The sequence below is a fragment of the Phocaeicola sp. ICN-14070 genome, from assembly GCF_037892625.1.
Classification (GTDB): Bacteria; Bacteroidota; Bacteroidia; order Bacteroidales; family Bacteroidaceae; genus Phocaeicola; species Phocaeicola plebeius.
The window spans coordinates 1-17081 of record NZ_JBBKBF010000049.1 but is presented as its reverse complement, the minus strand read 5'-3'; the positions used below and the strand labels follow the sequence as shown (position 1 = coordinate 17081).

The following is a 17081-nucleotide window of genomic DNA, read 5'->3' as shown; positions in this document are numbered from 1 at the left end:
GAGGTAAATTCACTTGCTTTTCATCCCCGCCAGCAAATTTACCCCTCTATTTTCAGACTAATTCATTATTAATGATGGAATAAACGGATTCCCGTAAATGCCATTGCAATACCGTATTTATCGCAAGTTTCAATCACATGGTCATCACGCACAGAACCTCCAGCCTGAGCAATATATTCCACGCCACTCTTGTGAGCACGTTCAATATTATCTCCAAACGGGAAGAAAGCATCCGAACCCAATGATACTCCCTTCAATGTATCAAGCCAAGCACGTTTTTCTTCGCGTGTCAATACTTCAGGTTTCTCAGTGAAGAACTGCTGCCATACTCCATCAGCCAATACATCGTCATGATCTTCGCTAATATAAATATCGATGGTATTATCACGATCGGCACGACGGATCTTTTCTACCCAAGGCAAATTCAGCACCTTCGGATGCTGGCGCAAATACCAGATATCAGCCTTATTACCAGCCAGGCGAGTACAATGGATACGGCTCTGCTGTCCGGCACCAATACCGATAGCCTGTCCATCTTTCACGTAGCAAACAGAATTAGACTGAGTATATTTCAACGTGATTAATGCAATCATCAAATCACGTTTAGCAGCTTCAGGGAAATTCTTATTCTGAGTCGGAATGTTTTCAAACAATTCTGCTCCATTCAATTTCACTTCGTTACGTCCCTGCTCAAAAGTGATACCAAACACATCCTTCCGTTCAATGGGATTCGGACGATATTCCGGATCAATTTTAATCACGTTATAAGTACCCTTACGTTTATTTTTCAGAATTTCAAGGGCTGCGTCAGTGTATCCCGGAGCAATCACGCCGTCAGAAACCTCACGATTGATAAAACGAGCTGTTTCTTCATCACAGACGTCACTCAAAGCTATAAAATCGCCATACGATGACATACGGTCTGCTCCACGCGCACGCACGTACGCATTTGCCAACGGAGATAAAGGCAAATTATCCACGAAATAAATCTTTTTCATGGTTTCATCCAGTTCCAGACCGATTGCGGCTCCGGCAGGACTCACGTGCTTGAACGAAGTTGCAGCCGGCATTCCGGTAGCTTCTTTCAATTCTTTCACCAACTGCCATCCGTTAAACGCATCCAGGAAGTTAATGTATCCAGGACGTCCGTTCAATACTTCAATAGGCAGTTCTCCCTCCTGCATGAAAATGCGGGCCGGCTTCTGGTTAGGGTTACAGCCGTACTTGAGTTCGAGTTCTTTAGCCATATTTTAATAGTTTGGTTGAATTTTCTACAAAAGTACGAAAAAATCAGAAGCTTCTTCATGATAAGTGCATGATTTTAAGAATTCCTCCAAAAGCCAACTGAAATATCACAAAATAAATCTGTATTTTTGCCTATATTCTATACAAAATATAAATGTTATGATAGACGAATTATTAAATTTCAACAAGACTTTCGTAGAAACCAAGGGATACGAAAAGTACATAACGAACAAATACCCTGACAAAAAAATTGCCATTGTCACTTGCATGGATACCCGCCTGACAGAATTACTTCCCGCAGCCTTAGGAATAAAGAACGGTGACGTCAAAATCATCAAGAATGCCGGAGGTACCATCACTCACCCTTTCGGTAGTGCCATGCGAAGCTTACTTGTGGCAATCTATGAGTTAGGAGTAGAAGAAGTCATGATTATCGGACATACCGATTGTGGCGTACAGCACATGGACAGTGAAACCATGCTACAGCACATGCATGAAAGAGGAATCTCACAAGACCATATTGAAATGATGCAATATTGTGATATCAACCTTAGCTCATGGCTCAGCGGATTTAATGACACGGAAGAAGCCGTACAAAAGAGTGTACACATCGTACGCCATCACCCGCTCGTGCCTCAAGACATAAAAGTAAGAGGGTTTATCATGAATTCCACAACAGGGAATCTCACCGAAATAGAAGACAAATAAAAAATAAAAGCCGATAAAGGGCATTAACCCTTTATCGGCCTTCTTTTTAAGGATACAAAATTATCTTTCTTCTGTAAGCGCAATCATTGAAACTTCCTGAGGTACATAATCTCCCTGGAAGAAGCGGCTGGCACGAAGCAAATGACGCCAGATACTTACCAACTCCTGAGATTCCTGAAGAATATTCAAATATACCATAGATGCCTTCAAGCTTGCATTATCGCCTTCCTGCATGCGGTTCATCTGCTGTTTACGCAAAGCAGAGATACGATTTTTCAGATCATCTCCTTTTTTCAGAATATCATCTGCATCTTCATAATTATCCTGGCTGATAGCCACTTTAGCACGTTCCATCAGTTTGCATAATTCATCACGTACAGGCAAGAATTCTTTTACACAATCCGGAGAAATCGGATTAAAATTATTGTCTACATGCTCCTTACATGGTTCACAAATTCGCTTCAAGCAATAAAGCATCTGCTCACAACTGTTACTTCCCAAGTGGAACCAAGTATTCTTTTCCATAGCCACGGTTATCGGCAAACGGCGGAGACCAAGTATTTCCTTACGACGACGTTTCTTCAACATTTTTTTCTGGTCGTCCGTCGCACTCATAGCCTTTCGCAAGCTACGCAAATCTTCATTAATGAACCCGTCGGTTACCTGTACATACGTCTTTTCACAGAAACCCACATAATCGGTCAGTGTTTCCTGTACATGCTGACGAAGCAAAGCCAAAGTTTCACCCTTATCCTTACTACTCATCATGCGTTTAAACACATCATCCTGACTTTCAACCTTTTCCTTCTTGCCATATTTAATATTACTACGAACAAGAAGTACCACAGCTATTACGATAAATACAAACATACCGAAGAAGCTGGTGTAGAACATGATGAAAGTTACCAAAGCACAGATAGTGAAAGCTACAAATGCAGTGATAAACCAACCACCAATCACAGAAAGCATACCCGTAATACGATATACAGCACTTTCACGACTCCAGGCGCGGTCGGCCAGCGAGCTACCCATCGCTACAATGAATGTAACATAAGTAGTAGACAAAGGCAGTTTCATGGTTGTACCGATGATAATCAACAATCCGGAAAGAACCAGATTCACAGAAGCACGTACCATATCAAACGCAGCTCCGTCTGCCAAAATAACCTCATCTTTATTGAAACGGCTGTCAATCCAACGACGAACATTTACCGGAATAACACGTACCAGAAAATCATTGATATTAGTCGCACGACGAACAATCACACGAGCCAATGCAGAAGAACCGAACATTTCATCACCTTCTTCCTGACGAGCCAAATCTACAGAAGTCTTGATTACATTCTTCGCTTTCTTTGAAGTAGCCAGTGCATATACCATCACGATACCAGATGCAATCAGGAAAATAGGAGGAGTCTTGGCAGAAGACATCAACGAAGACATCATAAAGTCATGTATTCCAGCGCCGTTGGAATTAGCGACATAATCTGTATAAGCAGAGAAGCCAGCCAAAGGTACACCGATAAAGTTTACCAAGTCATTTCCGGCAAAAGCCAATGCCAAAGAGAATGTACCCAGCAATACAATAATCTTAAATACGTTCACCTTGCACCAGTGCAACACCTGCATGAGTATGGTAAACACGACAAAGCATCCACCTACCAATGCCATTGTATTATCTTGAATCCATTGCAAAGCTTCCGGAGTCATAAAAGAAGCACTCTTCAGCCCATTAATGATAATAAAATACCCCAAAGAAGTTACGGCAATACCACCGAAAATTCCAATAGTCCAAGAAAGATTCTTTTTATAATTGAAACTGAAAATTAGTCGAGATATATATTGTACAATAGTACCGACAATAAAAGCGACAGCTACCGAAAGGAAAATACCCATAATCACTGAAAGGGCCTTTTCCGTATTCATCATATCACCTAAGGTTAACAGTCCGGTTTCATCACCGACAATCTTTAAAATGGCAAGAATAAAAGTACCTCCCAATAATTCAAATACCATTGAAACAGTGGTAGAAGTAGGAAGTCCTAACGTATTAAAGACATCCAGAAGGACCACATCCGTCACCATTACCGCGAGCAGAATACACATGATTTCATAAAAGCTGAAGTTTACCGGATGAAAAATTCCGTGACGGGCAATATCCATCATCCCGTTACTCAGCACCGCTCCAGCAAATACTCCGATAGCAGCTACAATAATAATTGTTCTGAACTTTGCCACTTTTGCACCTACCGCAGAGTTCATGAAATTCACTGCGTCATTACTGACACCCACCAGCAAATCAAAGACTGCCAGCATAAATAAGAAAATAACAATTCCTAAATAAACAGTTTCCATACTTGTTTTGTTAAGTTTTTTCCGAGTGCAAAAATATTTCGTTCGTGTTATAAAAGAATGTCATATATGTTACAATCGTGTTACAAAATAAAAAGGACAGCCTGAAAAAACTTTGTATCTCTTCAAACGACAGCATTAAAACTTTCAGTGAGAATGCAAAAAAAAGATATTTTATGCTCATTATCCTGCGTTTATCATCTGAAAATTCGTAATTTTGCACCTGAATTTTAAATATCAAACATTTATGTCAGAATCAAAGAAAATAAAGACCGCATTGGTGTCTGTTTACCATAAAGACGGTTTGGACGCCATCCTGGCCAAGCTTCATGCAGAAGGCGTTGAGTTCTTGTCTACCGGAGGAACACGTCAGTTCATTGAATCATTAGGTTATCCTTGCAAGGCTGTAGAAGACATTACCACTTATCCTTCTATTCTTGGAGGGCGTGTTAAGACATTGCATCCAAAAATCTTTGGAGGTATTCTCTGCCGCAGAGAACTGGAAGGCGACCAGAAGCAGGTTGCTCAGTATGAAATTCCAGAGATTGACTTGGTTATTGTAGACTTGTATCCTTTTGAAGATACAGTTGCAAGCGGTGCAGCAGAACAAGACATCATCGAAAAAATTGATATAGGTGGTATCTCATTGATTCGTGCCGGAGCTAAGAACTTCAATGATGTAGTAATCGTAGCCAGCAAGCATCAATACCAACCCTTATTGGAAATCCTCAATAAACAGGGAGCTGTAACCACACGCGAACAACGCCGTTGGTTTGCAGGTGAAGCATTTACTGTTTCTTCACACTACGACACTGCTATCCGCGATTATTTCAAAAAATAATTGTGCTGGCAGTCATTCAGTCTTCCTAAAACGGATTTATTAATTTCAAAATTCTAGACTCATATTAAAGGAATGGGATTATTCTCCTTTACACAAAACATAGCGATGGACCTTGGCACAGCCAATACCATCATTATCAGCAATGACAAGATTGTGGTAGACGAACCATCTGTTGTTGCATTGGATCGTCGCACAGACAAGATGATTGCCGTAGGTGAACGTGCCAAGCTGATGTACGAAAAAGAAAATCCGAACATTCGCACTGTACGTCCGTTACGTGACGGTGTTATTGCCGACTTCAACGCTTGCGAACAGATGATGCGCGGATTGATTAAAAAAGTAAATACAGGACGCCATTTCTTCACTCCCTCTTTGCGTATGGTAATCGGAGTACCTTCCGGTTCTACAGAAGTAGAATTACGCGCCGTACGTGACAGCGCGGAACATGCAGGAGGACGTGATGTCTACCTGATATTCGAACCTATGGCTGCAGCTATCGGTATCGGACTGGATGTAGAAGCTCCGGAAGGCAACATGGTAGTTGACATAGGTGGAGGTTCTACAGAAATCGCCGTCATTTCCTTGGGAGGTATTGTGTCAAATAACTCTATCCGTGTAGCCGGAGATGATTTGACAGCCGATATTCAGGAATATATGAGCCGTCAGCACAATGTCAAAGTCAGTGAAAGAATGGCAGAGCGTATCAAGATTCACGTAGGTGCAGCCATGACAGACCTGGGAGATGATGCACCTGAAGATTATATCGTACGTGGTCCAAACAGAATCACTGCCCTGCCGATGGAGGTTCCGGTATGCTATCAGGAAATTGCTCATTGTATGGAAAAGAGCATTGCCAAAATAGAAACAGCAATTTTAAGTGCTCTGGAAAATACACCTCCTGAATTGTATGCCGACATTGTAAACAATGGTATCTATCTGGCTGGAGGCGGAGCGCTTCTGAGAGGACTTGACAAACGACTGACAGATAAAATCAACATTCCTTTCCATATTGCCGAAGATCCTTTGCTGAGCGTAGCCAAGGGAACAGGCATTGCACTGAAGAATGTAGATCGTTTCTCATTCCTGATGAGATAATATCATAAAAATTGAAAATGAAGAGATTTCAGATTTCTTCATTTTCAATTTTCATTTTTTCGTTTATACACCATTCGGATTCTCTGACATGCGAAACCTGCTTAATTTTCTGCTGAAATATAATCACTGGTTCCTTTTCGTTCTTTTGGAGGTTATTTCACTTACCCTGCTGTTCCGTTTCAACAACTATCAGGGAAGTGCTTTCTTTACTTCTGCTAATTACCTCGCAGGGATAGTATACGAAGCCTCCAGTCAAGTAACACGCTATTTTGGCCTGACAGAAGTCAACAAAGACTTAACCGCACGAAATGTCGAACTGGAAATTGAAGTGGAACGCTTGTCGCAAGCCTTAGAGCAATATACACAAGACACTACAGGAGTGGCTAACCTGCGTAAAGAAGCATTAAAAGACTATGTGTTATATGATGCAAGAGTAGTCAACAACAGCATCACACACCCCAACAATTTCATTACCATCGACAAAGGAGAGGCCGACGGCATCCGCCCGGAAATGGGAGTCGTATGTGGAAACGGAGTAGTCGGCATTGTTTACCTCACAGGAAAACATCATGCCATAGTACTGCCCGTATTAAACTCTAAAAGCAGCATCAGCTGTAAAATCAAACGAACCTCTTATTTCGGTTTTCTGAAATGGGAAGGAGGTTCTTCACAATATGCCTACGTCAAAGATATGCCCCGACATTCCGAATTCTCATTGGGTGATACGATTGTAACAAGTGGGCACAGCGCCGTTTTTCCAGCCGGGATACCTGTAGGCACTGTAGATGACATGGAAGACAGCCACGACGGACTATCTTACCTGCTCAAGGTCAAGTTATTCACGGACTTTGCCCGACTGAACAATGTCAGGGTTTTAGGGTCATTCAACGGCACTGAGCAGGCACAACTTGAGGATAGCATACATTCAATGCAACCATAAAAATTAACGATACAGAAAGCCAAGGTAATTATGCAATATATCATACGTCTTGAATGGTTCATCATACTTGTCTTACTGCAAGTACTGGTACTCAACCACATTCATTTTGAACAATATGCCACACCGTTGTTCTACATCTACTTTTTATTGAAAATAGATTCAGACAACAGCCGTAAGGGATTAATGTTATGGGCTTTTTCTTTAGGACTTTGCATCGATATTTTCAGCAATACACCAGGATTAAACGCTGCCACAGCCGTATGTACAGCCTTCTGCCGCCCATGGATTCTCAGATTGTTTTCCTTGCGTGATATTACAGACAACTTTGAACCAGGCATGTATCAGATGGGATTTGCTTCATTCTTCCGATATACGATAGTCCTTGTTTTATTACATGCTTTCATACTGAATATCTTGGATACATTCTCATTGACCAACATGCCCACGCTGTTGCTGAAAATTGCCAGTGATACAATTGTCACGCTCATATTCATCTTATGTGTTGATTCTGTCAGGAGGAAAAAATAGTGGAAAGAAACTACGATCTTGAAAAGCGAAAATATGTAATTGGCGGTGCAGTCATTGTGATTGTACTGATTTTTCTTATACGTTTACTTTCACTGCAAATCATGAGCGAAGACTACAAGAAAAATGCCGACAGCAACGCTTTTCTCAAAAAAATACAATATCCAAGCCGAGGAGTCATATACGACCGGAATGATAAACTGCTGGTTTATAATCAGGCTGCTTACGACATTACCGTGATTATGAAAGAAATTACGGAGCTGGATACCATGGATTTATGCCAAACACTGAAAATCTCATCAGAGTTTCTGCGAAAAAAATTCCGTGACATGAAAAATCGCCGGCTTAATCCTGGCTACTCCCCTTACACCAACCAGGTATTTCTTACCCAGCTGTCGGCCGAAGATTGTGGTGTGTTCCAGGAAAAACTGTTTAAATTTCCAGGATTCTATATCCAGCGACGTACCATCCGACAATATACCTACAATGCCGGAGCTCACATCCTGGGAGATATTGCCGAAGTTTCCAAATCCGATATGGAAAAGGATGAATACTATATTCCCGGCGACTTTATCGGTAAATTAGGAGTAGAGCGTTCTTACGAAAAGCAGTTACGAGGAGAAAAAGGTATTGAAATATTATTACGTGATGCCCGAGGACGAATCCAGGGGAACTATATGGACGGGAAATTCGATAAGGCTCCTGTAGCAGGAAAAAACCTGCGACTGAGTCTGGACATCGAGCTTCAGGAGCTGGGAGAACGTCTGCTGGAAGGAAAAATCGGAAGTATTGTAGCCATAGAACCATCTACTGGCGAGGTACTCTGCTTAGTCTCTTCACCAACTTACGACCCTCGAAAAATGGTCGGAAGAAACCGCGGTAAGAACCACCTGATATTGGCGCGTGACCCCTGGAAGCCTTTATTGAACCGTGCCATCATGGGTACCTATCCGCCAGGTTCCACTTTCAAGACCTCACAGGCACTGACCTTCCTGCAAGAAGGAATCATAACCACCCAGACCAGTTATCCGTGTTTTGGTGGATTCAACTTCCGGGGACTTCATGTAGGATGTCACGGTCACCCCTCGCCACTTTCACTGATTCCGGCATTAGCGACTTCCTGCAACGGATATTTCTGCTGGGGACTTTATTACATGATTGGTGCCCGAAAGAAATACGGAACTGTACAAAAAGCCATGAACACCTGGAGAGACTATATGGTATCCATGGGATTCGGTTATCCGTTGGGAATCGACCTTCCCGGAGAAAAAAGAGGATTTATCCCCAATGCAAGCGTCTACGACAAAGCTTACCGAGGCTCATGGAATGGACTGACCATCATCAGTATTTCCATCGGACAAGGTGAGGTCACACTGACTCCATTACAAATAGCCAACTTAGGAGCAACCATCGCCAACAGAGGCTATTTTATCACACCTCATGTGGTGAAAGAGGTAGAAGGTGAACCGCTCGACACACTTTACACACGGAAAAGATATACCATGGTAGACCGTTCACATTACGAGGAAGTGGTACAAGGCATGCGTTCTGCCGTGTTGGGCGGAACGTGTAGAGGTGCCAACTTACCCGACATCGAGGTATGTGGAAAAACCGGAACGGCCCAGAACCGTGGAAAAGACCACTCAGCCTTTATGGGATTTGCTCCCATGAAAGATCCCAAGATTGCCATTGCAGTCTATGTGGAAAACGGAGGATTCGGTGCGGTATACGGTGTGCCCATCGGACGACTCATGATTGAAAAGTATTTAAAAGGGAAACTCTCGCCAGAAGACGAAGTCATGGCTACAGAGATTCAAAACAGGAGGATTGATTATGGGATACATGAGAGGTAGTGTATGGAAAAATGTGGATTGGTGGACCATCGGACTTTACCTGATACTGGTCATCTGCGGATGGTTCAGTGTGTGCGGAGCAAGTTACGATTATGGTGAGCCGAATTTCCTGGATATTACCACACGCGCCGGTAAACAGCTGATGTGGATAGGCTGTTCACTAGGAATAGGCTTTGTCATACTCATGCTTGAAGACCGTATATATGATACCTATGCCTATCTGCTTTATGGTATCATGATTTTGCTACTATTCGGTACGATCTTCAATCCACATGAAATCAAAGGTTCACGCTCATGGATTGTATTAGGACCGGTAAGTCTGCAACCCGCTGAATTCGCCAAATTTGCAACAGCCCTTGCATTAGGAAAATATATAAACGAATATACTTTCCAAATGCAGCGCACCCGCAATCTGGTAACCGTTTTGGGTATCATTCTGCTGCCTATGGCATTGATTATACTCCAGAAAGAAACAGGTTCTGCCCTGGTGTACCTATCCTTTTTTTTAATGCTCTACAGAGAAGGGATGACCGGAACAGTTCTATTCTCCGGAATCTGTGCGGTAGTATTTTTTATCGTCGGCCTAAAATTCAGTACAGAAATTATGCCTGATGAAATGACTTCATGGGGAGAATTTTCCGTATTGACACTTGTCATTCTGCTTTCTGCCTTTCTGGTGGGAAGATATTGCCAGCGTCAGTCGCCCAAACTTGCTGCCTACATTTTCGGTATCGGAGGCGGAGGAACGTTATTAGGAGCCCTGTTTTCCAACTACGTAATTCCGTTTAATGTATGTCATCTCCAGTTAGCCCTTTGTGGAGGTATCATACTCACACTGGCTTTCTTCTATCTGCGTGAACGACTGAGAGCTTATTTCTATGTAATTCTGTTCGTAGTTGGCTCGGGCATCTTTTTCTTCTCGACCGACTATGTATTCAATCAGGTACTTGAACCTCACCAGAAGATTCGAATCGAGGTGTTATTGGGAATGAAAGATGACCCTGCAGGAGCCGGATACAATGTCAACCAAAGTAAAATAGCCATCGGTTCCGGAGGATTATTCGGAAAAGGCTTTCTCAACGGTACACAAACCAAACTGAAATACGTTCCGGAACAGGATACCGACTTCATTTTCTGTACCATCGGCGAAGAGCAAGGATTTGTCGGCTCCGCTTTGGTGATTTTCTTGTTCATGGGACTTATTCTACGCCTTATCGTGCTATCCGAACGACAGGAAAGCCGCTTTGGAAGAGTATACGGCTACTGCGTACTAAGTATCTTCTTTTTCCACCTCTTTATTAATATAGGAATGGTACTCGGACTAACCCCCGTTATCGGTATCCCCCTCCCATTCTTCAGCTACGGCGGTTCCTCACTGTGGGGATTTACCATCCTGCTGTTTGTCTTTCTCCGCATTGACGCGGCCAGAGAGAAATAACCGGATTCCCACATCGGATATTCCAGGCAATGGGTTCTGTCTCATCAGATGAGTGATACGAAAAATGCGGTCTATTGAATCGGTAGAGAAAACAACCGGTTTATCTGACACATATACATGCTGATACAATCCTCCCATTGCCCCACTCTGCACCCAGTGTCCTTTTTCATCGGTCAGATAAATGTGCAGTGTATCCGTGCGGGGCGGTATTGAATCGCCTTCCAACTGCGTCACCGAAAGCCAGATATCCCGATAAGGATATTCTCCGGTATGACGGAGACCTATCTCCATCCGGTACTCACCGGAAGAAAGTCCTACAGGAAGATGGAAAGCCAAGGAATCAGATTTATCCCAGCCTTCTTCACCAGAAACAGCCTGATATACATGATAACGCGTATCTGTATGACAGGCATTCAGCAGGAACAAGACACATAGTGCCAGTCCTGCCTTTATATAATGAATAAAAGATTCTTTAAGCCTGTACATCCGTATTTGTATTACGCTCCGGACGTTTGTTTCCCTCGTTATTCCGACGGAAATTTCTCCGCCCGTTGCGGTTAGGGCGAGGTTCCTGACCGGCTTTTGCCTGTGGTGCATTTCCGGCATTTTCAGCCGCCGGAGCCTGTGGAGCTGCCGGAGCCGGATTCCCTTTTGGTCTCTGTGGACGGTTGTTTCTTCCTTGCGGTCCTTTATTTTCTTTCTCCTTAGGAGCGTCTGGAGTTTGTCCATTACCTGCTTCTACAGGAGCCGCTGACGCATTGTTTTGTGATGCCTGCCCTTTTTGTTTCTTTTTCCGGTTCTTTCCGCCTTTTGTTTTGTCAAAACGGGTCAAGCTCTCTTGTTCCAGCAAGTCTTTTGAACGCTGCGATTCACGTCCGGAGAATTCGTCATCCAGTTTTTCAGGCTTTTCTCCTCGTTTGTTCATATTCAGCACTTCAAAGGCTCTGCGTGCGGAGATAGTCACTTCATTTGCCAGGAAACTCTTATCCGTACTATAAGTAATAGTTCCTTTCAGAATATCTGCCTTAAAGTAATAATACATGTTGTCCAACGTTTCAAGGGTAATTTCCTTACTCGGCAAGCGTTTCTGACATTCCACGTAGGCATCTACTTCATAATTCAGGCAGCATTTCAGTTTGGCACACTGTCCGGCCAGTTTCTGTGGATTAAGCGAAATATCCTGAAAACGAGCCGCACTGGTCGACACTGAAACGAAGTTCGTCATCCACGTAGCACAGCACAACTCGCGTCCGCACGGTCCGATTCCTCCGATACGTCCGGCTTCCTGACGGGCACCAATCTGTTTCATTTCAATACGCACCCGGAAAGTCTCGGCCAGCACCTTAATCAGCTGACGGAAATCCACACGTTCATCTGCAATGTAATAGAATATTGCCTTATTGCCATCACCCTGATATTCCACGTCACCGATTTTCATCTGAAGTCCCAGGCTTTCTGCAATCTTACGCGAACGAATCATTGTATCATGTTCACGTGATTTTGCTTCCTCATATTTTTCCATGTCCACCGGCTTTACCTTACGGTAAATACGGCGTATTTCTGCATCAGGCTTCAAATTAGCCTTACGCATCTGCAAGGGAACCAGTCTTCCGGTCAGTGTTACCGTACCGATGTCATGTCCCGGACTGGCTTCTACTGCCACAATATCTCCCTTCTCCAGATGCAGCCCGTTGCTGTTTTTAAAATATCCCTTACGGGTATTTTTAAACTGAACTTCCACCATATCCTGCTCTTCTGCGTTTCCAGGAATATCGGCCAGCCAGTCATAAGTATTCAATTTATTATTCTGTCGTCCGCAGCCTCCACAGCAGAGTCGGCCACTTCCGTTTTTAAGCTTGAAATCGTCCATATATTGTTATTGTTGTTTCATTTCTACAATCATTCTCAGCGCCATGTCAAAAAAAACCATCTTCGGATTCACATTCTGCTCAATGTGTACCTGTGCCTCCTCCAGCAATTCCATCACGGAAATAATGTTCCGCTCATTGATGTAAGGAGCAAAACGGCTGGCAAACTGTAACTCCTCCAGACTCAGATATACCATATCAGGTTGACGAAAATTGCAGATAAAGTTTTCACGCACCATCCGCTGGCAATATTCCAGGAGGTTCTTCTGCCGTTCGCGTCCCATTCCCGCCACCTGCTCACTCCACGCTTTCAGACTACGAATATCACGTTTATAGGCCGTACGCATGAGGTTCACAAAGAGTTCAAAGCAAAGCCTGTTTTCCTCTCCCAAATGCACATTTTCCACGGCCCTCAATAAACTTCCGGCCGAACGGTGTGCAATGTCACGGGCATCTTCCACAGGAAGCATATAACGCTCCACCAGATAACGCTCAATATCCGACTCCGGTAAAGGTTTTAAATTGATGCGCTGCGTACGACTCACAATCGTAGGAAGCAATAAGTCAGGTTCCTCACTCACTAACAGAAATACGGTTTTCAAAGGAGGTTCTTCCAACAGTTTCAGCAGCTTATTCGCACATTCCACATTCATTTTCTCCGGAAGCCAGATAAGCATGACCTTGTATCCTCCCTGACTGGCTTTCAGCGAAAGCTTCCGCTGGATTTCATCACTCTCACGCACATAAATCTGAGGTTGCTGATTGCCCGCATCAATGCCCCGCATCCATTCCTGAAGGTCGGCATACGGATTACGTCCCAGCATTTCACGCCACTGAGGCAGGAATTCATCGCAAACCACGTCCCTTCCGGCCTTTTTACGCACCACCGGAAAAGCAAAATGCATGTCAGGATGAGCCAGATGGTCCATCATCTTACACGAATTACATTGTCCGCACGCATCATTTTCTGCAGGATGATGACAAAGAAGATAACGTGCCACCGCTAAAGCTATGGGTAACTTTCCACTTCCAGAAGGTCCCGTCAGCAAGACGGCATGAGGCATCTTCCCATTCCTTGCACTATGAATGAGAAGTTGTTTCACATCTTCTTGTCCGATTACATCCTTAAAAAACGACATATTGTTCCGTAAAAAATCAGGTTCTTTTTTTGGCTGTTACTACTATATAATCGGACAAAAATAAGAAAAAAATTGTAGTTTCAGGAGATATTCACCTTTTATTATTATATAACCGGTGTAAACAAATGCGCAAACCATCCTACAAAACGACGCCAGACACTCCGCTTCTTATATTCCTCACGGGTCATAATCGTACTATTGAGCTTATCGTTCTGAAATACTTCTCCCAACTCGGCAGTAGTAGGCAAATCCAGAATAAAAGCATTGATTTCATAATCATAATGGAGACTACGGCTGTTCAGGTTCGTACTGCCCACCGTACAGAACCGCTCGTCCACCATCATGATTTTAGAATGATGAAAGCCCCCATTGAACACATAGATGTGTGCTCCGGCCTTACGCAACTTATTGGCTATATAAAACCCGGCATCGGGAGTAAAAGAGATATCCGATTTTCCGGGAATCATGATTTCCACCCGAACTCCCCGTTCTGCCGCTCGTTTAATAGCATTTCTGACTTCACGAGTAGGAGTAAAATAAGGATTGATAATCTGCACCTTACGTTCTGCGGCATCCAATGCCGCAATATAGGCCTCACGCATGATTTCCGGACAAACTTTCGGAATACGCTGCACAATGGCCACCCTTCTTCCGGAACCCTCGCACAACGTATCATGCGCCACTTGCCCTTCCTTCAAACCTTCGTGTGTTTCCTTATTCCATACACCTAAAAACGCTTTTTCCAGATACTGCACCGCCGGTCCTTCTATACGGATGTGCATATCGCGCCAAGGACCGATTTCGGGAAGCCCGTTGATATAATAATCGGCAATATTCATGCCACCCGTATATCCCACTTTTCCGTCGATGACCACAATTTTCTGATGGTCACGACAAAACACGTGATTGATATAAGGAAAACGAATGGGACTGAAACGAGCCATTTCCACTCCTCTTTCCGCCAGCATCTTCAGATGTTCCTTTCGCAGGGGACGACTGTTCGACAAATTTCCAAAGTCATCAAACAAGGCCTTGATTGTCACTCCTTCTTTGGCTTTCTCAGCCAACAGGGTAAATAATTCCTTGGCAATAGAATCACTGCGGAAATTAAAGTATTCCAGATGGATATAGTTTTCAGCCTTCTTTATATCTTCAAACAAATGTTCAAACTTGCTGCGACCGCTCTTCAACAAAGTCATACGATTACAAGCCGTAACAGGCATTTGTTTTTCTTTCAAAAAACGGGCAAACAAGGAATCAGCAGGCAAGTAAACTTTAGCAGTATCTACTTCAGCCTGACCTGGAACCTCTTTCAGGCTTTGTCCTTTGACCGAAATCACACTACATATAATTATTACCCACCCTAACAGGTATAACTTTACTTTCATCTTCATAACGGTTATCGGGCAAAAATATGGAATATTTCAGAAAAGACCATGATTTTCTGAAACAGAATTGAAAGATTTACCATCTATTCCGCCAAATAGCCTTATATATACTCCCCTGACATGATGAAACTCTTAACTGTAATTACCAAACAAAATACTGCTTCCAAACGCAAGTGCATTCACAATGAAACGTAAGTACATTTGACACAAAACACAAGGAGGTTTCATCTTAAACGCAAGTACATTTCAGATTGAACGAAAAGGTGTTTTTCCAAGGAAGAAGAGAATGCTTCAGGAAAGTGAAAAAAGGATATAAAATCTTGACATCAGCATATTAAATAAGGTAGCAGGGAAAAGAATTTAAAGTGATAAAATGCAAACAAAGAAATGTAACCTACTCTTTGCAAAATTGGGATATGACATCTAAAAATAGTGAAATTTTTCCGTAATTGCCGAAAATCATCTTTTTTCATCCTATATTTACCAGTGTAAAGATTCGTTTTCACTGATAACTTTCCTATCTTTGCATTGAAGAAAAAACAAAGACTGACTATACACTTTTATACATAACTTAAATACATAAGAATTATGGAATTTGTAACAAACGAAAAACTTACCATTGTTGGTGCTGCCGGTATGATCGGTTCTAACATGGCTCAGACTGCTATCATGATGGGCTTAACTCCTAACATCTGTTTGTACGACCCGTACGCTCCAGGTTTGGAAGGTGTTGCTGAAGAATTGTTCCATTGCGGTTTCGAAGGTGTGAACATCACTTTCACTTCAGATATCAAAGAAGCGCTGACTGGTGCTAAATATATCGTAAACTCAGGTGGTGCTGCTCGTAAAGCTGGTATGACTCGTGAAGACCTGTTGAAAGGCAACGCAGCTATCGCAGAAGAATTCGGTAAGAACGTAAAACAGTACTGTCCGGATGTAAAACACATCGTAGTTATCTTCAACCCTGCTGACATCACAGGTTTGATCACACTGTTGTACTCTGGTTTGAAACCGGGTCAGGTAACTACTTTGGCTGCTCTTGACTCTACTCGTCTGCGCAGCGAATTGGCAAAACATTTCGGGATCTCTATGGACGCTGTTGAAAACTGCCGTACTTACGGTGGTCACGGCGAACAGATGGCTGTATTTGCTTCTACTGCTAAAGTAAACGGTAAAGCTTTGACAGACATCATCGGTACTGACGCTTTGACAAAAGAACAGTGGGCTGAAATCCAGCAGAAAGTAACTAAGGGTGGTGCTAACATCATCAACTTGCGTGGCCGTTCTTCATTCCAGAGCCCGTCATACGTTTCTATCGAAATGATTGGTGCTGCTATGGGTGGTAAAGCATTCCGCTGGCCGGCTGGTACTTACGTTTCTAACGAAAAGTACGACCACATCATGATGGCTTGGGAAACTTCTATCACTGCTGACGGTTGCCACTGCGCTGCTTTGAACGGTACTGCAGAAGAACAAGCTGTTTTGGATAAGAGCTACGAACACTTGTGTGCACTGCGTGATGAAGTAATCGCTATGGGCGTTCTTCCTCCAGTAGCTGAATGGAACAAGCTGAACCCGAACATTAAATAATCGGATTTTCCATTAATATAAAAGGAGACTGAATCATCGGTCTCCTTTTTTTTATGCCCAATTCCAACGCACTTGTACATCATACAAAATCATAAAAAC

13 protein-coding genes and 1 pseudogene are annotated in these 17081 nt (G+C 43.1%); 8 read left to right on the top strand and 6 right to left on the bottom strand.

The genetic code is table 11. The features are described 5' to 3' along the window. Positions 1-68: 68 nt before the first annotated feature. On the bottom strand, positions 69-1247 hold the full coding sequence (locus WKT20_RS12710; RefSeq protein ID WP_117702612.1) for a phosphoribosylaminoimidazolecarboxamide formyltransferase: 1179 nt from the start codon (positions 1245-1247) through the stop codon (positions 69-71). A gap of 157 nt (positions 1248-1404) precedes the next feature. Here WKT20_RS12710 and WKT20_RS12705 point away from each other — a divergent pair, with 157 nt between their 5' ends. After that, positions 1405-1953: a beta-class carbonic anhydrase gene (locus tag WKT20_RS12705; RefSeq protein WP_270653203.1), complete on the top strand. Its 549-nt coding sequence runs from the start codon at positions 1405-1407 to the stop codon at positions 1951-1953. 60 nt (positions 1954-2013) lie between these two features. On the opposite strand, the gene WKT20_RS12700 is transcribed toward WKT20_RS12705, so the two are convergent. Next, a complete protein-coding gene (locus WKT20_RS12700; RefSeq protein WP_340417474.1) occupies positions 2014-4308 on the bottom strand; it encodes an inorganic phosphate transporter in 2295 nt (764 codons plus the stop codon). Positions 4309-4552: 244 nt separating this feature from the next. Here WKT20_RS12700 and WKT20_RS12695 point away from each other — a divergent pair. The 6 genes and pseudogenes from WKT20_RS12695 to rodA all read left to right on the top strand — a co-directional run. Beyond that, positions 4553-5137: pseudogene (locus tag WKT20_RS12695) on the top strand (IMP cyclohydrolase); the annotation flags it as partial. An 81-nt stretch (positions 5138-5218) separates the two neighbouring features. Further along, the gene (locus WKT20_RS12690) at positions 5219-6241 is read left to right on the top strand and encodes a rod shape-determining protein (RefSeq protein ID WP_007562111.1); all 1023 of its coding nucleotides are present in this window, start codon (positions 5219-5221) and stop codon (positions 6239-6241) included. 88 nt (positions 6242-6329) lie between these two features. Beyond that, entirely contained in the window at positions 6330-7181 is an 852-nt protein-coding gene (mreC, locus tag WKT20_RS12685) for a rod shape-determining protein MreC (protein ID WP_022053215.1), read from the top strand. Positions 7182-7211: 30 nt separating this feature from the next. Continuing rightward, complete coding sequence (mreD, locus tag WKT20_RS12680; protein ID WP_117702569.1) at positions 7212-7709, top strand: rod shape-determining protein MreD; 498 nt, start codon at positions 7212-7214, stop codon at positions 7707-7709. Further along, positions 7709-9559 carry a penicillin-binding protein 2 gene (mrdA, locus tag WKT20_RS12675; protein WP_117702568.1) on the top strand — a complete coding sequence of 617 codons (1851 nt, stop codon included), beginning with the start codon at positions 7709-7711 and terminating at the stop codon, positions 9557-9559. Before mreD ends, mrdA begins: the two co-directional genes overlap by 1 nt. Then, positions 9540-10997: a rod shape-determining protein RodA gene (rodA, locus tag WKT20_RS12670; RefSeq protein WP_117702567.1), complete on the top strand. Its 1458-nt coding sequence runs from the start codon at positions 9540-9542 to the stop codon at positions 10995-10997. Before mrdA ends, rodA begins: the two co-directional genes overlap by 20 nt. On the opposite strand, the gene WKT20_RS12665 is transcribed toward rodA, so the two are convergent. From WKT20_RS12665 to cls, 4 genes are all read right to left on the bottom strand, one after another. Beyond that, the gene (locus WKT20_RS12665; RefSeq protein ID WP_270696136.1) at positions 10932-11483 is read right to left on the bottom strand and encodes a gliding motility lipoprotein GldH; all 552 of its coding nucleotides are present in this window, start codon (positions 11481-11483) and stop codon (positions 10932-10934) included. The two genes, rodA and WKT20_RS12665, sit on opposite strands and share 66 nt — an antisense overlap. Next, positions 11470-12867 (bottom strand): PSP1 domain-containing protein, encoded by a 1398-nt coding sequence (locus WKT20_RS12660; RefSeq protein WP_118162838.1) that lies wholly within the window; start codon positions 12865-12867, stop codon positions 11470-11472. Before WKT20_RS12660 ends, WKT20_RS12665 begins: the two co-directional genes overlap by 14 nt. A 6-nt stretch (positions 12868-12873) precedes the next feature. Next, on the bottom strand, positions 12874-14004 hold the full coding sequence (holB, locus tag WKT20_RS12655) for a DNA polymerase III subunit delta' (protein WP_278454348.1): 1131 nt from the start codon (positions 14002-14004) through the stop codon (positions 12874-12876). A gap of 104 nt (positions 14005-14108) precedes the next feature. Then, a complete protein-coding gene (gene cls, locus WKT20_RS12650; protein ID WP_117702563.1) occupies positions 14109-15398 on the bottom strand; it encodes a cardiolipin synthase in 1290 nt (429 codons plus the stop codon). A 582-nt stretch (positions 15399-15980) separates the two neighbouring features. Here cls and WKT20_RS12645 point away from each other — a divergent pair. Continuing rightward, a complete protein-coding gene (locus WKT20_RS12645) occupies positions 15981-16982 on the top strand; it encodes a malate dehydrogenase (protein ID WP_117702562.1) in 1002 nt (333 codons plus the stop codon). Positions 16983-17081: the final 99 nt, after the last annotated feature.